This is a genomic window from Methylophilus methylotrophus DSM 46235 = ATCC 53528, assembly GCF_000378225.1.
GTDB lineage: Bacteria > Pseudomonadota > Gammaproteobacteria > Burkholderiales > Methylophilaceae > Methylophilus > Methylophilus methylotrophus.
The window spans coordinates 166228-187090 of the sequence record NZ_KB905142.1 but is presented as its reverse complement, the minus strand read 5'-3'; the positions used below and the strand labels follow the sequence as shown (position 1 = coordinate 187090).

The 20863-nt window shown below is 48.9% G+C and carries 15 protein-coding genes and 1 riboswitch; of the genes, 5 read left to right on the top strand and 10 right to left on the bottom strand.

Annotated features, from left to right (window positions below; all coding sequences use genetic code 11):
* Positions 1 to 130: 130 nt before the first annotated feature.
* Positions 131 to 772: a nicotinate-nucleotide adenylyltransferase gene (nadD, locus tag F463_RS0107460; RefSeq protein WP_018986445.1), complete on the top strand. Its 642-nt coding sequence runs from the start codon at positions 131 to 133 to the stop codon at positions 770 to 772.
* A gap of 63 nt (positions 773 to 835) precedes the next feature.
* Here the strand turns inward: nadD and F463_RS0107455 are convergent, their stop codons facing one another.
* A complete protein-coding gene (locus F463_RS0107455; RefSeq protein ID WP_018986444.1) occupies positions 836 to 3034 on the bottom strand; it encodes an OsmC domain/YcaO domain-containing protein in 2199 nt (732 codons plus the stop codon).
* Between the two features lie 266 nt (positions 3035 to 3300).
* Between F463_RS0107455 and F463_RS14620 the strand changes: the two genes are divergently transcribed.
* Positions 3301 to 5886: a bifunctional diguanylate cyclase/phosphodiesterase gene (locus F463_RS14620; RefSeq protein ID WP_018986443.1), complete on the top strand. Its 2586-nt coding sequence runs from the start codon at positions 3301 to 3303 to the stop codon at positions 5884 to 5886.
* Between the two features lie 191 nt (positions 5887 to 6077).
* On the opposite strand, the gene rlmF is transcribed toward F463_RS14620, so the two are convergent.
* The 3 genes from rlmF to F463_RS0107435 all read right to left on the bottom strand — a co-directional run bounded on the left by rlmF (position 6078) and on the right by F463_RS0107435 (position 10540).
* Positions 6078 to 6980, bottom strand: coding sequence for a 23S rRNA (adenine(1618)-N(6))-methyltransferase RlmF (gene rlmF, locus F463_RS0107445; protein WP_018986442.1), 903 nt, complete (start codon positions 6978 to 6980; stop codon positions 6078 to 6080).
* Between the two features lie 73 nt (positions 6981 to 7053).
* Entirely contained in the window at positions 7054 to 8400 is a 1347-nt protein-coding gene (locus F463_RS14615; RefSeq protein WP_018986441.1) for a M48 family metallopeptidase, read from the bottom strand.
* A 133-nt stretch (positions 8401 to 8533) separates the two neighbouring features.
* Positions 8534 to 10540, bottom strand: a complete 2007-nt coding sequence (locus F463_RS0107435) for an AIPR family protein (protein WP_018986440.1) — start codon at positions 10538 to 10540, stop codon at positions 8534 to 8536.
* A gap of 468 nt (positions 10541 to 11008) precedes the next feature.
* Here F463_RS0107435 and F463_RS14480 point away from each other — a divergent pair, with 468 nt between their 5' ends.
* Entirely contained in the window at positions 11009 to 11221 is a 213-nt protein-coding gene (locus F463_RS14480) for a hypothetical protein (RefSeq protein ID WP_245545171.1), read from the top strand.
* 98 nt (positions 11222 to 11319) lie between these two features.
* Here the strand turns inward: F463_RS14480 and F463_RS0107425 are convergent, their stop codons facing one another.
* Positions 11320 to 11667, bottom strand: coding sequence for a type II toxin-antitoxin system PemK/MazF family toxin (locus F463_RS0107425; protein ID WP_018986438.1), 348 nt, complete (start codon positions 11665 to 11667; stop codon positions 11320 to 11322).
* Positions 11667 to 11915 (bottom strand): AbrB/MazE/SpoVT family DNA-binding domain-containing protein, encoded by a 249-nt coding sequence (locus F463_RS0107420; RefSeq protein ID WP_245545170.1) that lies wholly within the window; start codon positions 11913 to 11915, stop codon positions 11667 to 11669. The genes F463_RS0107425 and F463_RS0107420 overlap by 1 nt, the downstream gene beginning before the upstream one ends.
* Positions 11916 to 12111: 196 nt before the next feature.
* Here F463_RS0107420 and F463_RS0107415 point away from each other — a divergent pair, with 196 nt between their 5' ends.
* Entirely contained in the window at positions 12112 to 12390 is a 279-nt protein-coding gene (locus tag F463_RS0107415; protein ID WP_018986436.1) for a type II toxin-antitoxin system Phd/YefM family antitoxin, read from the top strand.
* Between the two features lie 8 nt (positions 12391 to 12398).
* On the opposite strand, the gene yfaE is transcribed toward F463_RS0107415, so the two are convergent.
* The 3 genes from yfaE to nrdA all read right to left on the bottom strand — a co-directional run bounded on the left by yfaE (position 12399) and on the right by nrdA (position 16519).
* A complete protein-coding gene (gene yfaE, locus F463_RS0107410; protein WP_018986435.1) occupies positions 12399 to 12809 on the bottom strand; it encodes a class I ribonucleotide reductase maintenance protein YfaE in 411 nt (136 codons plus the stop codon).
* 83 nt (positions 12810 to 12892) lie between these two features.
* A complete protein-coding gene (gene nrdB, locus F463_RS0107405; protein WP_026295416.1) occupies positions 12893 to 14026 on the bottom strand; it encodes a class Ia ribonucleoside-diphosphate reductase subunit beta in 1134 nt (377 codons plus the stop codon).
* A gap of 213 nt (positions 14027 to 14239) precedes the next feature.
* The gene (gene nrdA, locus F463_RS0107400; protein ID WP_018986433.1) at positions 14240 to 16519 is read right to left on the bottom strand and encodes a class 1a ribonucleoside-diphosphate reductase subunit alpha; all 2280 of its coding nucleotides are present in this window, start codon (positions 16517 to 16519) and stop codon (positions 14240 to 14242) included.
* Between the two features lie 133 nt (positions 16520 to 16652).
* Positions 16653 to 16875, bottom strand: a riboswitch (cobalamin riboswitch).
* A gap of 350 nt (positions 16876 to 17225) precedes the next feature.
* Here nrdA and F463_RS0107395 point away from each other — a divergent pair.
* On the top strand, positions 17226 to 18503 hold the full coding sequence (locus F463_RS0107395; RefSeq protein ID WP_018986432.1) for an OmpP1/FadL family transporter: 1278 nt from the start codon (positions 17226 to 17228) through the stop codon (positions 18501 to 18503).
* Between the two features lie 54 nt (positions 18504 to 18557).
* On the opposite strand, the gene metE is transcribed toward F463_RS0107395, so the two are convergent.
* Entirely contained in the window at positions 18558 to 20846 is a 2289-nt protein-coding gene (metE, locus tag F463_RS0107390) for a 5-methyltetrahydropteroyltriglutamate--homocysteine S-methyltransferase (RefSeq protein ID WP_018986431.1), read from the bottom strand.
* Between the last annotated feature and the right edge of the window lie 17 nt (positions 20847 to 20863).

Sequence of the window (20863 nt, the reverse complement as noted above, 5' to 3'; positions counted from 1 at the left end):
ATCGCTACGCGAGTTAGCCTACACCGCAACACTGTGTTAGTTGTCCGGCTTCTGCGCTCCGTGCGCCTAGTGCTTACGCACAATTGATGCAATTTGATGATTACTGCGATGCGCCGAAAGAATCATTAAGATGGAACTCATAGGGATTTTTGGCGGGACATTCAACCCCATCCACAACGGGCATTTGGTGCTGGCTCAAACCGTGCTAGACACCCTGCATTGCACGCAAATCCGTGTGATTCCAGCCGCCGTGCCACCACATAAAGAAACGCCTGCCGTCACTGCGCAACACCGCACAGCCATGGTCAAGCTGGCAATACAAAGCCAGCCAAAATTTGTGCTGGATACCTGCGAGCTGGACCGCCAGGGCCCTTCGTATACCATAGAAACCTTACACCTATTGCGTACCCGTTTTCCTGACCAGGCTTTATGTCTGATGATGGGCCAGGACAGTTACCAGAAGTTGCCAACCTGGCACCGCTGGCTGGAGCTGCTGGACTACTGCCACCTGCTGGTGGTACACCGGGCCGATAAAGAACAATCCTTAACCTTGCCTCCAGAGCACAAAGGTAAACTGGTAGATATCGCCACGGCCCCACAAGCATTTGCTGCGCAAGCAAATGGGCTAATCAGCTTTTTAACCGAGGCACCGCCAGATATTTCCTCCACCCGCACCCGTGAGCAACTTTGTCAGGCTGACAATGCCGTGCGCGACCAAATCCCGCCAGCGGTCTGGCAATACATCCAGGAAAATCGGCTGTACCAAACATAAAAGCCACAGTGCGTATACACTGTGGCTTTGGTTGATTCAGCCTAGGCGACTGGACTAAGTCGCTTATTTTGCAACCCCCTTGGCCCGCGCCGCATGCAGCTTCCTGTAGCTATCTATCAAGCGGTGATGCCTGTCCAACCCTTCCAGTTTCATGCTGGTGGGCGTCAAACCATAGAAGCGCACGCTGCCATCCACTGAGCCTAATGCAGCATTCATGCGCGCATCGCCAAACATCTTGCGGAAGTTGGCTTCGTAATCCGCCATGTGCAACTCGTCATCCAGCTCTACTTCCAGCACCACATTCAACGCCTGGTAAAACAGGCCACGTTCCAGCGAGTTATCGTTATATTGCAAAAACGCTCCTACCAGGTCATGCGCTTCTTCAAACTGCTGCAAGGCGAGATGAATCAGTAGTTTTAATTCCATCACCGTGAGCTGGCCCCAGTCGGTATTCTCATCAAACTCAATGCCAATCAAGGTGGCAATATCGCCGTAATCATCCAGCTCATTATTCTCTAAACGCTCCAGCAAGGCTTCCAGGCTGTCATCGTCTAAAGTGTGCAAGTTGAGGATATCTTCGCGGAACAATAATGCTTTATTGGTGTTATCCCATACCAGATCTTCGACCGGATAAACTTCAGAATACCCTGGCACCAGGATGCGGCAGGCAGTCGCGCCTAGCTGGTCATACACGGCCACATATGCCTCTTTGCCCATGTCGGCCAGCATGCCAAACATGGTCGCGGCTTCCTGAGCATTTGAATCCTCGCCCTCACCGGAAAAATCCCATTCCACAAACTCGTAATCCGACTTCGCGCTGAAAAAGCGCCACGACACAATGCCGCTGGAATCAATAAAATGTTCAACAAAATTATTCGGCTCAGTCACAGCTTCGCTGGCAAAGGTCGGTTGGGGCAAATCATTGAGGCCTTCAAAGCTGCGGCCTTGCAGCAATTCGGTCAGGCTGCGTTCCAGCGCGACTTCCATGGTCGGGTGTGCGCCAAACGAGGCGAACACACCGCCGGTGCGCGGGTTCATCAAGGTCACGCACATGACAGGGTATTGCCCGCCCAGCGAAGCATCTTTCACCAGCACAGGAAAACCCTGCTCTTCCAGCCCTTTAATGCCCGCCACCACGCCAGGGTATTTTGCCAGCACGTCCTGCGGCACATCCGGCAAGGCGATTTCGCCTTCAATGATTTCGCGTTTCACTGCACGCTCAAAAATTTCTGACAAGCATTGCACCTGCGCTTCCACCAGCGTATTGCCCGCACTCATGCCATTGCTGACAAACAGGTTTTCCACCAAATTGGTCGGGAAGTAGACCGTTTCGCCATCCGACTGCCGCACAAATGGCAGCGAACAAATCCCGCGTTCCACATTGCCAGAGTTAGTGTCTATCAGATGTGAACCGCGCAACTCGCCATCCGGGTTATAAATTTCCAGCGTATATTCATCAAGAATCTCTTTCGGCAACGCATCCTTGCGGCCAGGCTTGAACCAGCGCTCATTCGGGTAATGCACAAATGGCGCATTGGCGATCTCTTCACCCCAGTACGAGCCGGCATAAAAATGGTTGTTACTCAGCCGCTCGATATATTCGCCCAGCGCAGATGCCAGCGCGCTTTCCTTGGTTGATCCTTTGCCGTTGGTGAAGCACATCGGCGAATGCGCATCGCGGATATGCAGTGACCACACGTTAGGCACAATATTGCGCCACGAAGCGATCTCAATCTTGATACCCAGTCCGGCCAGCACGCTGGTCATATTGGCAATGGTCTGCTCTAAAGGTAAGTCTTTACCGGTGATATACGTTTGTGAGTCAGCCGAAGTATCTACAGTCAGCAAGGCCTGCGCGTCTGCATCCAGGTTAGCCACTTCTTCAATGATAAAGTCCGGCCCTTCCTGCACCACTTTTTTTACCGTGCAACGGTCAATCGACCGCAAAATACCTGTGCGGTCTTTTTCAGAAATATCGGCAGGCAACTCAATCTGTATCTTGAAAATCTGCTTGTAGCGGTTTTCCGGATCGACAATATTGTTATGCGACAAGCGGATATTCTCAGTCGGAATTCCACGCGTATTACAGTACAACTTCACAAAATAAGCCGCACACAAGGCCGATGATGCCAGAAAGTAATCAAACGGACCCGGCGCCGAGCCATCGCCTTTATAGCGGATAGGCTGGTCGGCAATCACCGTGAAGTCATCAAACTTGGCTTCCAGGCGTAGCTTATCGAGAAAATTGACCTTGATTTCCATGAGAGAAAATTCCAGAAATGACGTTTAACACAAAGACCGCCATTATCGCCCACAATACCCAGGCCACCTAATAGAGCACACTTTAATTTCTTAACTCGCTAGAAGTTGGGACCGCACGATAAAGGAAGCGAGTGAATCATCATGAGATTTCCAGGCCAGATTCGTGAAATTGATCGGCAACAACAGCCGCTAAAAATCAAGTGAGCACAATAAAGCTTGTGTGATATTCTTTAACGAATAAAACGATATTCTTCGGGGTTACCACCATGGCTGCTGATGACAGAAAATTCATCACGCTGACTGATTATCTGCATGAGCCTGTCATCCATTATGATAAGGACTGCAAGCGCACCTATCTCAATCCAGCAGCAATCAAACTGATTGGTGAACCTACTCAAGACCTGCAAGGCAAAACACCCAGCTCGCTCAGGCCGTCCTCAGTGGCCTTACAACACTATCAGGAAAAAATCCGTAGCGTGATAGAAACCGGGGTGGATATTGAGTTTGATTTTTTTCTAGACCGGTTGCCTGATGGCCCGAATGTCCACACCAAGGTCCTCAGAATTCGTGCTGTCCCTGAGCTGGATAATGATGGAAAAGTGGTGGGCGTCCTGGCGATTGCGCATGACATCACCGCACTTAAATTAAGTGAAAAACGTTTACGCGCGCTGATTGAAAACCATCCCGACCACATTGTCCGCTTTGACCAGCAGGCCAGGTACAGCTACGTCAGTCCCTCCTTCACAGCGTTATTTGGCATAGAGGAATCCATGCTGCTGGGCAAGACCCTGCTTGAATGTGAGCAGATTGCAACTGCCACAGAACGCGAAAAAATTCACCATGCCATATTGCAGACATTACAACAGGAAGCACCTTGTACACTAGAGAGTCAATCGCCAGATGATCGCATCATAGAACTTCGTCTTGTCCGGGAAAAAGATGCCATCGGCGAGGTCTCTGGCGTGCTTTGCATTTTGCGTGATATCACCCAGCAAAAGCATTCCGAAAAAGCGTTGCTCAGGCTTAATCGTTCACTGCGTTTGCTAAGCAACTGTAACCAGACACTCATTCATGCTGACAATGAACAACAACTCCTCAATGACATTTGCCAATTGGTCATCGAGTCCGGTGGCTATCAGCTGGCTTGGGTGGGTTACCCCGACCATGGAAGCTACCAACCCTTACGGATTGCCGCTATGGCTGGCGGAAGCCAAACGAAGACGATGGCGCTTGAGCAGCAAACGCCGGAAATCAGCCTGGCCGTGAAAGCCTTTCAAAATGGTCGTGTGGAGATTATTCAGGACTACCCCGGTGCAGCCCGCTTGAGCTGCCTGGGCGAAATAGCCAACCAGGAAGGCCTGCTTTCCTGCATCGCCTTGCCACTCAACGTGGCAAAACAGACCATAGGCGTCATCACGATTTATGCCTCCCGGACCCATGCATTTTCTGATGAAGAAGTCACCCTGCTCGATGAACTCGCCAATGACTTGGCATTTGGTATTCAGTCGCTGCGTATCAGGGCCGAACATCGGGAGGCAGAAACAAAACTGGAATATCTTGCGCACCATGACCCGCTGACCGGTCTGCCTAACCGCCTGCTACTGCGCAAGCGTTTTGAGCAATTCATACACCATGCGAATAAGCGCAAATACGGCCTCGCTATGCTGTTCCTGGATATGGACAACTTCAAGGAGATCAACGACAGCTATGGTCATGCCACCGGCGATGCGCTACTGGTAGCCGTCGTCAGGCGCCTGGAGAATATACTGTCAGAAGCTTGCATCCTCAGCCGCGAAGGCGGTGACGAATTTATGTTGCTCATTCACAACACACAAGATTCGGATATCCCCACCCAGACCGCACAACAGATTCTAAATGCCATGCAAGAGCCGTTTGCAGTCAGCGGTAACACATTGCATGCATCTTTCAGCATCGGCATCAGCCTCTATCCAAACGATGGCAAAGACTTTGAAACCCTGCGCAAAAACGCAGATGCCGCTTTGTACCTGGCCAAAGATTGCGGCCGCAACACCTACCGCTTTTTTGTTGCGCAGATGAATGCCGACGCCCAAAAGCGCATGCGCATTCAAACAGACCTGCACGCTGCGCTTAAAAACGATGAGTTTTTACTGCATTACCAACCACAAATACGCCTTTTTGATGGCCGCATCAGCGGTATAGAAGCCTTAATCCGCTGGCAAAGTGCCGATGGTCAAATGCTCCCCCCGTGCGAGTTTATTCCCATCGCAGAGCAAAGCGGGCTGATTATCCAGATGGGACAATGGGTGCTGCGCGAAGCGTGTCGGCAACTGGCTGCATGGCACCAGCAAGGGCAAACTCATCTGGTAGTCGCAGTGAACTTGTCTTCTCACCAGTTCCGGCATGGCAACATCGTAGAAACCATTAGTGCAGCCCTGCATGATTTTGGTCTGCCGCCGCAATGCCTGGAGCTAGAGCTGACAGAATCTATCCTGATCCAGGACACAGAGTCAGTGATCAGCACGCTGCACACACTGAAACAGATTGGTGTGAAACTTGCCATTGACGACTTTGGCACTGGCTACTCCAGCCTCTCGTACCTCAAGCAACTCTCAGTCGACAAACTCAAAATTGATAAATCCTTCATCCGCGATCTTCATCAAGACAAGGATAGTGCAGAAATTGTGCGGGCGATCATTCAGCTTGGACACATCCTGCAACTCACTGTAGTGGCCGAAGGGGTAGAGACCCAGGAGCAACTGGCTTTTCTCACCCACTGCCAATGTGACCAGATACAGGGATACCTGTTTAGCCGCCCAGTCGCTGCGGCACAGATTCCAGAGATACTCTCTCAGGTAGGCATGAGGGCTTAATCCAGCATCCATTGTAAAAGCCCAACAAAGATGCAATTACACCCGCCGAGTTTTTTAGTGAGCGGCAACAACAGGCAGACTATGAAAAGTTTGATGCCATCATGAATAGATCAGGTGGGCAAGCACCAATGAAAGGCGATGTGATTGGTGAAGAATAGGCTTGATTGCGCCTATTGAATTTAAACTGCTGATTAAATGCGCTTTTTGGCAACGGCAGGTTGAAAACTCCAAGCCACAAACCGGCTTTGCTTTTGGCCTTGCGCCATCTCAATGGTTTTTACCGTCACCGCCTGCACCTTTTTCAGTTCACGGTAGACCAACGGCAAATTAGTCGCTTTGGAAACCAGCGTGGTAAACCACCCACACTGTTTGGCAAACAACTTACTCTCACGAATCATGGTGGTTAAAAACGCCGCCTCACCGCCCTCACAGAATAATTCATTAGACTGCCCGCCAAAATTCAATGCCTGTGGTGGCTTTTTACCCAAACCGCGCCATTTACGCTGCGTACCCGCCAACGCTTCTTCGGCTGAAGCATGAAAAGGTGGGTTACATAAGGTGATGGTGAATTGCTCGCCCGGCAACATCACGCCTTTAAAAATCGAGCTCGGGTTAGGCTGCTGACGCACGCTAATCTGCTGCTGCAAACCATTCGCCTCAATAATCTGCTGCGCATTGCGCAAGGCTTTGGCATCAATATCCACGCCCACACATTGCCAGCCATAAGCATGCGCAGCAATCAGCGGATAAACCAGATTCGCACCCGTACCAATATCCAGCAAACGCACGTGTTCAGTAATACAGCTCTCAGCCAGTAAATCCGCCAAGTAATGCACATAATCTGCCCGCCCGGGGATAGGCGGACATAAGTAATTCTTTGGAATATCCCACACCGCCACGCCGTAATAATGCTTGAGCAAAGCTTGGTTTAAGGCTTTTACTGCTTGCGGGTTAGCAAAGTCTATCGAGGCATCACCGTAAGCATTTGGGCGGACATATTGAGAGAGTGAAGGATGCGTTTCCACCAGTACAGCAAAGTCATAACCGTTGCGATGATGGTTGCGTGAGTGAAGGCTTGAAGATTCGGGTTTCATGAAAACCAATCGGCATTGGCTTTAAGCGCCAATGCCGATCATGATAAAGAAATAAGTTTAGTCTGGAACAATACTACTTTTCGCTCAAAGCATAATCACTATTGTTCAGTTTATTTTCAACCAACTCAGCAATATTCATATCTTTGCATTTATTCATTTTGGCAGTCGCACAACTAAACTCCTGACCATGAAACAACTCTCTCGCCTTCTCAAAGTAAACTCTTGCGGCTTCTTTGTGGCCCATTCCTTCAGCTGCTAACCCTAGGTGGTAATAAGACAAATCTGATTTGTGATTTACCTTGATGAGCGTTTGCATCAACCTTCGCCAATCTTCTTTTTGAATATATTCATTGATCGTTGAATTATTCATGAAATTAGTAAGCCCACAATTAATGCAGGTAAGCTCCAACTTACCTTCTTTGAAAAGCGCAAACTCAGACGAATAAAACACACGTGGTTTTGAATCAATTGTCGGCATTGCAAAGCTACTACTTGTCCCATCCGCATTAACTACCCGAACATTACTCGAATCGGCTAGTGGATCAGTGCCCATTTTCACAAAGTTATAGGTTGGTTTGTAATCCGCCGTGTAAGTTAATTTACTCTGGGCATAGATTTGCTGCATAGGCTCTTGCAAGGCTTTAAAGGCATCAATGCGGTTGGGTGGTGATGGGTGTGTGCTCCAAAAATCACCTCGGGACTCCTGATTTGTGGCAGCCATCATTTTTTCCCAAATGCTGATAGCTGCAGCGGGGTCATAACCCGCCTGTGCCGCGATTTCCACACCCATTTTGTCGGCTTCAGTTTCGGCAGTTCTGCTATTAGGCAGAGTGATAAATGCAGCCGTCCCAATCACGGCCATATCCTGAACGGCTCTTTGTGTATTTTGGTTGTATCTACCGTTGTTAGATTCAGATGCCGCCGCAGCCACAGCAAGAGTGCCGACAATAATCTGCCCAAGCATTTGATTAGACATTTTTTCGGCGCCATGATTGGCTAGTGCATGCGAAATCTCATGCCCCATTACTTGAGCCAACTCATCATCAGTAGGTTGAATTTTTTCAAGTAATCCGGTATTCACCCCCATCTTGCCTCCTGGCATGCAAAAAGCATTGGGGGTCTGATCTTCAATCACATTAACCTGCCAGCTCCAGGCGACTGTCTCAGGCCTGTATTCAATAGCACGATGAACCAGCCTATTTGTGATTGTTCTAATCCGCTCATTTACTTCAGGGTCTTTTGATATTTTTCCCTTTTTGTCATAACTATCCACAAGTGACATATACATACTGTCACTTTTTTCTATCACTGTTTTTTCAGAAACTAACGCGAGTTGCTTTCTGCCTGTCATCGCATTCGTTGCACAGCCAGAAACCAATATTAACAAGACACCAATAGCTACCAACCTGATGAGTTTCATCGTTGCAACCTCTCTGATATTTTTATATGTTTTCTTTATGGTTATGTGCGGGGAGTGTTCACTTTTAATCTGGTTCCAAATGTCTTCGTTTGTTAGCAATTAATCGAATAAAACTCCCTTTTGTTCACAATAATTATGAAGGCTCAATTAATGGAAATGTGTACACTCTTGTTGGGTCCCTCATAATTTCATTACCCGCTTTATCATAGACTATTCCATTTCTTTGCTTCAACCACACTCCCCGCTTCACTAAAGTGGTAATGGCATGAGAAACGCGATGACGCTCAACTCCTAAGTTCTTGGCAATTTGGTGGGCTGTACCTTTCTTCCAAGGTTGAGGAGGTAAGGCTTTATTTACAGCCTCCAAAAACTCTTCCGTTAGTACAAACCGCTCACCCTCTCTACCATTAAATCTTCTTGAGGATAACTGTCTTCGTCCCTCAAAAACATCACCCTCAATCGACCATAACTCTTTCATTCTAAGCAATGTTTGTGAAAATCTGCCCGAATTAATGGTATGTCTTGTAAGACTTCCTCCAAAACTAGCCATTGCACTTAAGCAATCATTAATGAATTCATCCGTTACTATTGAAGTGTTAATTGTTGCGAGCTGCCGATGGGAGTATGAAAACGACCCTATTAATCTCACAGTAATGACATATGCAAGAGGCCCTCTCAATGCAGATAGATACTGAGCTTTACCACCTTTTTGTCTACTAAAATGTCGTATCAAGCCATTTTCTGAAATTCGCATAAGCTCTGCTACTTTTGGCCATGCATCCAAAGGAAATTGTGTGGAATAAACCGATTGGTATGCCTCGTCAGTACGTAAATGTTTTTGTTTTAGTCGTGAGGACTGCACAGGGTTTTTGAGTAAAAGCGCTACCGAACCCGTTGCAAGGATTAAGGGAGACAATATTCTGGCATCTGGCCTACCTTCGTTTTTATAAAAATTGGTTCTTCGCTCGTAGTACCAATCATGTCGAAGCAATATGTCCTCTATATCTCGCTGTATATGGTCAGTTGCATGTAGTGCTGCTGGCTCTACGAGGCTCTGGTTGTTTGTAGCTCGAATTACTTGATCTCGAATATCTTCTTCTTGTGTAACGATAACCTTTATTAAGAGTGAACGCTTATCATTTGGATTGGGTTCATTGAGGGAATAATGTCTATAAATGGACTCAGTAGTTTGTAGACCGTTTACAATTTGAATATCCTTTAACTTAAGACATTTGCCAACTATAGATGCGCTTGTAGCAAGTATTGTGACGCCATTATTTAACCACCAAAAATTAGGTGAGCCTAAATTGGATAGCGTTTCCGCAATATCCACATTAACTAAATTTGCACCTAGATAAGCCCTCACGTTAGAATCAAAGAGGTACCTTCGCAATTGTCCTTTTTCATCACTAACAAATTCTTTGTAATCCCTAAGATGAGCGAGTACGACGTATCCTTCCTGACTTGCTGTTAAACACTCTTGCACGGGCAAGTCTAAAGAAAAACTTTTTATTTCTCGATAAAGTCCCACTAGCTCAGACGCACCCAAAGCTTGGAAGCTTGCTGAGCACGCACTAAAATATTTACTAAGTAATTCGATAATTTGATCTGCCCGTGCTGCAATACTTTTACCCAGTAATTCAGTATCACCTCGTGAAGCATAAATTATTTTAAATTTTAAAACGGGTCTGTGTAATGATAGGTTATGGTAGGTGGCAATGAAAATTTCACGGCATTTTCTTATGTCACTAGAGTAACTTCCTAATAACTCTTGGGTGTTACGAGTTAAATCAAAAATCTCTTGCAATGATGCAAGCATGGCATCAAGAGAGGTTTGTTGAAATGTATCCCGATGCTTGCAGGTAATTAAATAAACTTCTATCTCGGCGCCTGTGCGCGGCCAAGAAAAGTCACTAGCATCGGTTACCAAGAGTCCGTTCACTAATACATAGAATCCATCAATACCACCGTCTAATGATCCATCTGTCCAGCCAAAAGCTATTTCCTCATTTGACAAATCATAGTTTTTGAGTATTTGCTCTAATACAAATTTTTCGAATATTTCCCCAATATCGACATGCTGTTCAACAGACTTTTGCTTGAGAATAGAGTCCAAAAGTACAACATCATTTTTTGCCATATTGCCTCTTTTCAAGAAAACACATCTAATTTTTCTCTCACAGATTAATCAGTCATTTTATTGCTCAAGAGAGCCATAAGGTAAGGTCAGAGAATTCCATGAAACTTCTCATGATCATTTAACGGCAGCCACCTAACTGTCACCTTCTGAATGCCAAGCCTGATTTAAAACTTAGTTCTTTATCTAAGCTTTCACGATAACAAGGTGCTTTAGCAAAGTTAATCAGATAGCATTAACTAAATGCAAGTTACTAGAATACATGGATAAAGTATCCATTAACTACAGCAAAAAAATTCAATTTAGCAGTGAAATCAGATGCGTTTTATGCAAAAAACCCTTTAAATTATTGAATTAACGATAAAAAAACCATCTTTACAATGTATACAACCCTAAAATTCTTTGTTATGGTAACGATATATCACTATAAATATGGTGTTGAACACCAGAAAACAGTAGGGGTGACATTGAATGATGAATGCATCAGGAAAGTTTTTGTACACGATTCGCAGTGCGAATGGTGTGCTGGTTGAGAACTTGCAGATATACGGTAAGTCACGCAGTGAGGCCGATGAAAAAATCCGCCAGATGTATTGGCGTTGCGAGATTATCAGCTGCAATATGGTTTCTAAAGACTCGAAAGCACGTACACCACATATAAAAATGCAGTGGGTACGCCCCTAACATGGGGAGGATAGGCTGGCGCTAAGAACCGGCCCGTAATTGCGAACTCAAAAGGCGCTTAATGCGCCTTTTTTATTGCTGAAAACAATGGCGGGTTGCTATTCAAATAAAATGGCCTCAACTCTTGCCAAGACTTCATCCATGATGACCTGCGGTACGGTTTCTTTGAGGCGTACATTTCGCGCACGCCAATCTAATGACTTCAACTGATGACAATGCACGGCACCTTGGGTGTCAGTGCCAGATCCCATCAGGGTCACCACTGTGCCGTAGGTGCGAGAAGCTGCCGCTGCACCCTGAGAGATTGGGCAAATCATTGCCAGGCCTTGTTGGTTGAAGACCTTTCCACTCAGGACAAGACCAAAGTGCGGGCCTTTCATTTCTCGCCCTGATGCCGGGTCAAATTCTAGATGTACGATATCACCACGGTTTGGAACGTAGGCCATTATGGATTTTCCAGGCCAACGCTAGGCATTTCATCCCAACCCTCAACACGTGGCAACCCTTGAGGCATTTCTGCCATCAGTTCGGCCAGGTTGTAGCGTGGTCTAGAGGGAGCCTCTACGGTCATTTTGGTACCAAGCAAATGAAGCTCCACTTGCGAACCTTCACCCAGCCCATTCTGATCAATAAACGCTTTGGGGACGGTCATTACCAGTGAGCCGCCCGCTTTTCGTAATGTTTGAAACATCATATCCTCCAATTCAGTGAATATCCTACTGAAGTATAACTCATTGTTTTACAAAAGTAGGATATTTTTACACTGCTACATCTTTCAAAGTCTTTAATTGGAAGCTCAAGTAGATGCTGCAAGGAATGACTTGTCTGGCAAACGAAATCACTTCAAACTAATCAAATAGCTCGTCATTTAATTTTTCAGGAGGTGCTTGATGAATAGTTGGTCAGTACAAGATGCAAAATCGCGATTTAGCCAGCTATTAGACACTTGTCTCAACGAAGGGCCACAGGTGATCAGCCGACACGAGGTAGAAACAGCAGTGTTGGTACCCATAGCAGAATGGAAGCGTCTGAACCAGTCCGCTCGCCCCTCACTCAAGGCTTTGCTGTTAGCCGAGAATAATCGCATTGACTTAACCTTACCTGTGCGCGGACTGGCGAAACGCCGTGAGGGAATTACTTGCGCAAAACAACTAGACAAAAGGCAATAAACAGGCTTTTAGAACAATGACAGGTTGCTAGCCTGCACGTTGTTTTTAACCACTCTTCTACGCAGGAGTTTTTTCACAGGTGCATCGGCAAACGGCAGGTCTTCATCAAACAGGGATTGCTGCGCCGGGAACATATCGTCTTGCAGTTGTGAGGTTTGCAGCTCAAAACGGAGTTCACAGTCTAGCCAGAGATCTGACTTGGGCACGCAGCAACATGGCAAAATTTCATCGGCGGCGATAAAGGCGAGTGGCAGTTCAAGGTAATCGACTTCGCCATCGAGCATGCGTACGCGGCAGGCACCACAATAACCGCTCCGGCATTGGTACTCTACCTCGTGCCCGGTACGTTCCAGGCCTTCGAGCAGGGTTTCTTGCGGGAGCAGGCTAAAGCGGCTGTGCTGACTGCGGATACTGATCACTGTAAAAAAGTCTTTTCAAGCTTAATAGCGAAACAATAAGTGACTGTGCGGGATAAAGGCCATTTGCCCGCGCGGCTACTTGATTAGAGTTCAAAATCATTCAGGTCATCGGCTGAAACCTCCGAATCAATCTGACCAATCAAGTATGAACTTAATTCTACTTCTTGCGGTGCAACCTGCACAGTGTCTGACGCCAGCCAGGTGTTGATCCATGGAATCGGGTTATTTTTGGCGTTGGGGAACGCAGGCGGCAAACCGACTGAGGCCATGCGGCTGTTGGTGATGTACTCGACATACTGGCACAGGATATCTTTGTTCAACCCAATCATGGAGCCATCTTTAAACAGGTATTCTGCCCATTGTTTTTCTTGCTCGGCAGCGGTTTTAAACATCTCGAAGCACTCGTTGTGCAACTCGGCAGCAATCTCGGCGTATTCCGGGTCATCCTGGCCGGAGCGCATGATGTTGAGGATGTGCTGGGTGCCGGTGAGGTGCAAGGCTTCGTCACGCGCAATCAGGCGGATGATTTTGGCGTTGCCTTCCATCACCTTGCGCTCGGCAAAGGCGAACGAGCAGGCAAAGCTGACATAGAAGCGGATGGCTTCGAGGATGTTCACGTTCATCAGGCAACGGTAGAGCAGCTTTTTGAGCTCGCGGCGGTTAACCACTTTGGTCTCGCCATTAATCACATGGTTGCCCTCACCCAATTGCGAATACAGCATGGTCTGCTGGATCAGCTCATCGTAATAATGGGCGATATCTGAGGCACGTGCAGTGATGTTTTCGTTACGCACGATGTCATCAAAAATAACCGATGGGTCATTGATGATGTTGCGGATGATGTGGGTGTATGAACGCGAGTGTATGGTCTCGGAAAACGCCCAGGTCTCAATCCAGGTTTCCAGCTCGGGCAGCGACACCAGTGGCAGCAAGGCCACGTTAGGACTGCGGCCCTGGATAGAGTCGAGCAAGGTCTGATATTTTAAGTTGCTGATGAAAATATGCTTTTCATGCTCGGGCAGGCCCTGGTAATCCGCACGGTCTTGCGATACATCCACTTCTTCCGGACGCCAGAAGAAAGAAAGCTGCTTCTCGATCAGCTTTTCGAAGACTGGGTATTTCTGCTGGTCATACCGTGCCACATTGACGGGCTGGCCGAAGAACATCGGTTCTTTTAACTGATCATTATCTGTTTTCGTGAAAATGCTGTAGGCCATGGCCATATTCCTAATGTTTAAGTGTTAACGCTCAAACTGTTTTTTTAAATGTATTCATTATCCCGCTGCAATAAGCGTTGAATCAGTGAGCGAGCGGGATAAAGTGCAAGGCGTACGGAGCACAGAAACCGCAATGTACACGAGAGTACATGAGGATTTCGCGCACCGCACAACGCAGCAATTTACCCGCGCAGCCACTGAGTCAGTGCTTATTTAAATCTTGCAGGCACCGCTCGCACACCCATCATCCTCTGCTTCGGTGCCACCTTCAGTCGCACCGTCTCTGGTATTGTGGTAGTACAGCGTTTTAATGCCAAGCTTGTACACTTGCAGCAAGTCTTTGAGCAACTGCTTCATCGGCACACGGCCACCTTCAAAACGGGTCGGGTCGTAGTTGGTGTTGGCAGAAATGGATTGATCCACAAACTTCTGCATAATACCTACCAGCTTGAGGTAACCGTCATTGCTTGGGATTTTCCACAGCAACTGGTATTGGTCACGCAAGCGCTCAATCTCTGGCACCACCTGACGCAAGATACCGTCTTTGGACTGCTTGACCGACACCAGGCCACGCGGTGGCTCAATGCCATTGGTGGCGTTGGCGATCTGGCTGGAGGTCTCGGATGGCATGAGCGCGGTCAGTGTTGAGTTGCGCAAGCCGTCTTTCTGTATTTCTTTACGCAGGCTCTCCCAGTCGAGTAACAACGGCTCGCTGCACACGGCGTCGAGATCTTTTTTGTAGGTATCAATCGGCAAAATGCCTTTGGCATAGGTGGTTTCGTTAAACGCACCGCAAGGGCCAAACTCACGTGCAAGTTGTACGGACGCTTTGAGCAGATAGTACTGAATCGCCTCAAACGTGCGGTGGGTCAGGCCCAGCGCGGCATCATCAGTATAGCTGGTGCCGTTTTTCGCCAGGTAGTAGGCGTAGTTGATCACGCCCACGCCCAGTGAACGGCGCTTGTTAGTGGCGTTTAACGCCGCCTTGACTGGGTAATCCTGGTATTCGAGCAAGGCATCCAACGCGCGTACTACCAGGTCGGCCAGGCCTTCCAGCTCGTCGAGTGACTCCAGCGCACCCAGGTTAAACGCTGACAAGGTACACAGCGCGATTTCGCCTTCTTCATCATTGATGTCGTTTAAGGGATGTGTCGGCAGCGCGATTTCCATGCACAGGTTGGACTGGCGCACCGGTGCCACGGAGGGATCAAACGGGCTATGCGTATTGCAGTGGTCCACGTTCTGGATATAGATACGGCCTGTACCGGCGCGCTCCTGCATCATCAGCGAGAACAGGTCTACCGCTGGCATGGTGCGCTTGCGGATGCTGTCATCGGCTTCATATTGCGTATACAGGCGCTCGAACTCGTCCTGGTCGGCAAAAAAAGCGTCGTACATGCCAGGTACATCATGTGGTGAGAACAAGGTAATGTTCTGGCCCTTGATCAGGCGCTGGTACATCAGGCGGTTGATCTGCACGCCGTAGTCTAAATGACGCACGCGGTTTTCTTCCACGCCGCGGTTGTTTTTCAGGACCAGTAATGACTCGACTTCCAGGTGCCACAATGGGTAGAACAAGGTCGCCGCCCCGCCACGCACGCCACCCTGTGAGCAGGATTTCACGGCAGACTGGAACAGTTTGTAGAACGGCAGGCAGCCAGTATGCTGCGCTTCGCCACCCCGGATTTCACTGCCCAGTGCGCGGATGCGGCCTGCATTGACGCCGATACCGGCGCGTTGTGACACATATTTCACAATAGCACTGGAAGTGGCGTTGATGCTGTCCAGGCTGTCGTCACACTCAATCAGCACGCAGGAGCTGAACTGGCGTGTGGGCGTACGCACACCGGACATAATAGGCGTAGGCAACGAGATCTTGAAGGTGGACACCGCATCGTAGAAGCGCTTGATCAGGTCCAGTCTGGTCTGCCCTTTGTAATTGGCAAACAGGCTCATCGCCACCAGGATGTACAGGAACTGCGGGCTCTCGTAGATTTTCTTGGTGACGCGGTTCTGCACCAGGTATTTACCCTCGAGCTGCTTGACGGCGGCATAAGAGAAGTTCAGGTCACGCCAGTGGTCGATATAACCATTCAGCGTATCAAACTCTTCACGGCTGTAATCGCTCAGCAGGTGTTTATCATATTTGCCGAGGTCGACCAGCTTGGTGACATGGTCAAACAGATGGGGTGGCTCAAACTGGCCATAAGCGATCTTGCGAAGGTGAAAAATGGATAAACGTGCCGCCAGGTACTGGTAGTCTGGTGTTTCTTCAGAAATCAGGTCAGCGGCGGACTTGATGATGGTCTCGTGGATATCATCGGTACGGATGCCATCGTAAAACTGGATATGGGAGCGCAACTCTACTTGTGACACCGACACGTTATTGAGGCCTTGTGCAGCCCAATCAATGACGCGGTGTATTTTGTCGAGATTAATAGGTTCCTTGCGACCATCGCGTTTCGTGGCCTGCATGGATTCGTATTGTGACATTGTTGGCTCCCAATTCCGGCAGCGAAGGTGACCTGACAAGTGGCATAGACAACATTTTTTCAGGCCGAGCAACCCCAATATCAAGCCCGCTTCTGAAAAATCGTATCTGCCGAGGACACCCCGCCTCAAACGTTAACAAGAAAAAATCACGGTAGGTCTCCTGGCTCTCAGGTCATCATTATTTGCTTGTGCCTTCCCGAATTTACTCAGTGGCGTCGATTGCAGCAAACAACTCGCTGATCACAGTTGCGGGGGCAGCCCTGGTTTAGTGATTCCTGCGCAGTTTCACGCACCAGATTCCCTATTAAACACAGAAGAGGACACTCTATCTGCGTACCGTATGGATGCGACTATAAAACAATATCTATGGCTTTTCAATTGAAGAAAACACAATATATTGATTTATTTTGATTGACAACGGGCAACTGGTTGTTTTTATTGGGGAATATTTTAGCTACAGTGACACAGGAGATTTGACCATCGATTGTATATCTCCCACAACGCAAAAAATGGGTATTTATTCGAGACTCACATTGATATGTCTCACCACTTTAAAGCACCATGAGCACACTTGGCCACTGTCATTTCCACAACCTCCTACTCAATGTATGGAGAATAAATACTTGGTAATTCCCCCTTTATTATTCCGGCACAATGTGGCCTGACTATGCGAAACTATGCGCCATTAATAATAGTTTATGCCGTAATGATTTATTCCCGCCTTTTCCCCCTCCAACTGTTAATCACTCTTGCCCTGGCAGGTACCACGAGTCCTGTATACGCCACCAATGGCATCAACCTGATCGGTTTCGGTGCTGAATCAACGCTCATGGGAGGTGCTGACGTGGCGGTGGCCCGCGATACCAGCGCGCTGAATACCAATCCGGCCGGGTTGGCTCAGATCAAGGCGCCGCTACTGGATATGTTTGGCTCCATGCTGCGTACCACAGACCTGGTACACAAAGACCCGCGCAACGAGGAGCATGCCTCTAACCGTTACACCTTTCTAGGCGGTGGTGGATATGCGCGACCACTGGAGAATACCGATTGTACGGCGGGCGTAGGCTTGTTCGCCCAAGGTGGCGCAGGCGGCGTATTCGAGAAGTTGCGTACGCCGTTTGGCAATCGCGATGACTTGTCCTCGCTATTTGGCATTGCCAAGATCATTCCGGGTATCGGCTGCCAGGTGACCGAAAAGCTTTCTTTAGGCGCCAGCCTGAATCTGGTCTATGGCAGCATAGAGCAGGACTCTTTCTCCAACACGTCTGTCAACTTGGGTGGTGGTCAGATTTTTCCTGGCTACAAATTAGAAGACGCCTCTGCGATACGTACGGGTTTCAAGCTGGGCATGCAATATCGGGTGACGCCGACGCTGACACTGGCTGCTGCCTATACCGAAAAAACCGAGCTCCCCATGACGGGTGGTACGCTGACGGCTGACTTCACAGGTGCAGGATTGGGCAAAGTGAAATATTCGGATGCCTCGGTAAAAGGTTTTGCCTTGCCGCGCGAAGTAGCTGTAGGGTTGGCGTTCAAACCCACGGACGAATGGCTGCTGTCATTCAAGCTCAACTGGCTCAATTGGGATGATGCCATTAATGACGTCAAACTGCGTGCCACACGACCAAACAATGCCGCCGCACCCGCCGTGTATGGCTCAACCAACCCTGCTGACTGGAAAGACCAGTGGGTCGTTGCAACAGGGGTTGCTTACACATGGAACGACAGGACGACGCTTTATGCAGGCCATAACTATGGCAAAAACCCCATCCCACGGCAGAACTCCAGCCCTTTACTGGCGGGCATCCTGGAGCATCACCTGACTTTTGGTGCGGCACGCAAGATTGACCAGAACTGGCTAATGACGGGCGGCGTGGAATGGATGCTGCCGGTACGTGAAAAATATAACAGCGCCTTGCTTGGTGACTCAGAAATCCGCAATGAAGCCATTTTCCTGCACTTTATGTTGAGCCGCCGCTGGTAAGCCCCTCAACACAACTAAGCCGCCCAAGGGCGGCTTAGTCATTTATGACATTGGTTAAGCAGCCCGCAAGGTTTTGGCAGCCGCTACCATGTTACTTAATGCAGGTAGCACCTCTGTCCACTGGCGGGTTTTCAAGCCACAATCAGGGTTCACCCACAACCGCTCAGCCGGTATCCGTTCGGCCGCCTTTTGCATCAATTGCACAATATGTGCCTGAGTCGGGATATTCGGCGAGTGGATGTCATAGACACCGGGCCCGATCTCGTTGGGGTACTTGAAGTGGTCGAATGCATCCAGCAGCTCCATGTCCGAGCGAGAGGTTTCAATCGTGATCACGTCGGCATCCATCTCAGCAATCGAGGCTATGATGTCATTAAACTCCGAGTAACACATATGCGTGTGGATCTGTGTTTCATCCTGCACACCATTGGCGGTGATGCGGAAAGATTCCACTGCCCAGTTCAGGTACTCTTTCCACTGTGATTTACGCAGTGGCAAACCTTCCCGCAAGGCCGCTTCATCAATCTGGATCACACGAATGCCTGCTTTTTCCAGATCCAGCACTTCTTCACGGATCGCCAGGGCTACCTGATAGCAACTCACTGCACGCGGCTGGTCATCGCGCACAAACGACCAATTCAAGATCGTCACCGGACCAGTCAGCATGCCTTTCATCGGCTTGTTGGTCAGTGATTGTGCATATTTAATCCACTCCACCGTCATCGCCTTCGGGCGGCTGATATCGCCAAACAAAATGGGCGGTTTCACGCAACGCGAACCATAAGACTGCACCCAGCCAAACTGGCTGAAGGCATAACCCTCCAGTTGCTCACCAAAATATTCCACCATGTCGTTACGCTCAGCCTCGCCATGCACCAAGACATCGAGGCCCAGTGCTTCCTGCTCACGCACACTGCGTTCGATTTCAGCTTTCATTGCCGCCTGATATGCCGCATGATCAATTTCGCCCGCTTTGAACTGCCGGCGTGCCTGACGGATTTCTGCGGTCTGCGGGAAAGAGCCAATGGTCGTCGTTGGGTATTGCGGCAATTGCAGCAATGCCGCCTGTTTGGATGCACGATGCTGGTAAGCACTCTGCCGCTGCCCCAGTTGCGGTGTCAATGTTTGCAATGCGGCTTTCACCTGCGGGTTATGCACCCGTTTAGAGCTACGGCGCGCATCAACCGCCGCCTGGTTCACTGCCAGGGCCACCTTCACGGCATCCCGCCCATGATTCAACGCAGTCGCCAACACCTGCAACTCCTCTAGCTTTTGTTTGGCAAAAGCCAGCCAGGATTTGATCTCAGACTCCAGTTTCACTTCACTATCCAGGTCCACCGGCACATGCAGCAATGAGCAAGAAGGTGCCAGCCACAAGCGCTCACCAAGGCGTTCGGCAATGGGCTCCAGCCAGTCCAGCGTCGCATTCAAATCGGTTTTCCAGATATTGCGGCCATTAATCACACCAATTGAAAGCACTTTATGCGCAGGCAGCTGGTTAATCAGTGGCACGATTTCACTGCGTGCATTGATCGCGTCTACATGTAATCCAGCCACTGGCAGATTCGCCGCCAGGTATTGGTTATCGGCCAACTGGCCAAAATAGGTCGCGACCAGCAACTTGACTCGGCTGCTCTTCAATTGATGGTAGGCCAGGTTAAACGCATGCTGCCATTGTGCATCCAGTTCAGTGACCAGGATAGGTTCATCGATCTGTACCCACTCTACGCCCTGCGCTGCCAAGGTTTCAAGTAACTCGGTATATACGTTTAACAACTGTGGCAGGAGTGCCAGCCGGTCAGAATCATCCTTGGCTTTACCAATCGCCAGGTAAGTCACCGGGCCAATAATCACTGGTTTAGCTTTAATAGGTTGTGCCTTGGCTTCTGCCAACTGCTCCAACAAACGGGTGGCATCCAGCTTGAACTGTGTCTTTGCCGTGAATTCCGGCACGATGTAGTGATAGTTAGTATCAAACCACTTGGTCATCTCACCCGCCGCCACACCGCCGCAACATTGCACGTGGTCTTCGCCAGCCTGCGCAGAACGACCACGCGCCACGCGGAAATAGTTATCCAGTGGGTCACCGTGAAAATCCTGTACGCGGGCAGGCAAATTCCCCAGGGTAAAGCTCATGTCCAGTACCTGGTCATAAAAAGCAAAATCACCTACCGGTACTAAATCCAGATTGGATTGCAACGCCCAGTTTCCTTGGCGCAGGCTTTTACCTACCTGCTTTAAATCCTCTAAAGAGGATTGGCCTTTCCAATAGGCTTCTAAAGCAAACTTCAATTCGCGTTTGGCCCCTATGCGCGGAAAGCCAAGGTTATGTGTAGTGATCATCATGGGTTCCTTAACAA

Coding starts and splice junctions, on each gene's coding strand:
- nrdB (WP_026295416.1), bottom strand. CDS start 14,026: ATGGCCTACAGCATTTTCACGAAAACAGATAATGATCAGTTAAAAGAA.
- F463_RS0107415 (WP_018986436.1), top strand. CDS start 12,112: ATGAATAGTTGGTCAGTACAAGATGCAAAATCGCGATTTAGCCAGCTA.
- metE (WP_018986431.1), bottom strand. CDS start 20,846: ATGATCACTACACATAACCTTGGCTTTCCGCGCATAGGGGCCAAACGC.
- F463_RS0107395 (WP_018986432.1), top strand. CDS start 17,226: ATGATTTATTCCCGCCTTTTCCCCCTCCAACTGTTAATCACTCTTGCC.
- F463_RS14620 (WP_018986443.1), top strand. CDS start 3,301: ATGGCTGCTGATGACAGAAAATTCATCACGCTGACTGATTATCTGCAT.
- nrdA (WP_018986433.1), bottom strand. CDS start 16,519: ATGTCACAATACGAATCCATGCAGGCCACGAAACGCGATGGTCGCAAG.
- nadD (WP_018986445.1), top strand. CDS start 131: ATGGAACTCATAGGGATTTTTGGCGGGACATTCAACCCCATCCACAAC.
- F463_RS0107455 (WP_018986444.1), bottom strand. CDS start 3,034: ATGGAAATCAAGGTCAATTTTCTCGATAAGCTACGCCTGGAAGCCAAG.
- F463_RS14615 (WP_018986441.1), bottom strand. CDS start 8,400: ATGAAACTCATCAGGTTGGTAGCTATTGGTGTCTTGTTAATATTGGTT.
- F463_RS0107425 (WP_018986438.1), bottom strand. CDS start 11,667: ATGGCCTACGTTCCAAACCGTGGTGATATCGTACATCTAGAATTTGAC.
- rlmF (WP_018986442.1), bottom strand. CDS start 6,980: ATGAAACCCGAATCTTCAAGCCTTCACTCACGCAACCATCATCGCAAC.
- F463_RS0107435 (WP_018986440.1), bottom strand. CDS start 10,540: ATGGCAAAAAATGATGTTGTACTTTTGGACTCTATTCTCAAGCAAAAG.
- F463_RS0107420 (WP_245545170.1), bottom strand. CDS start 11,915: ATGATGTTTCAAACATTACGAAAAGCGGGCGGCTCACTGGTAATGACC.
- F463_RS14480 (WP_245545171.1), top strand. CDS start 11,009: ATGATGAATGCATCAGGAAAGTTTTTGTACACGATTCGCAGTGCGAAT.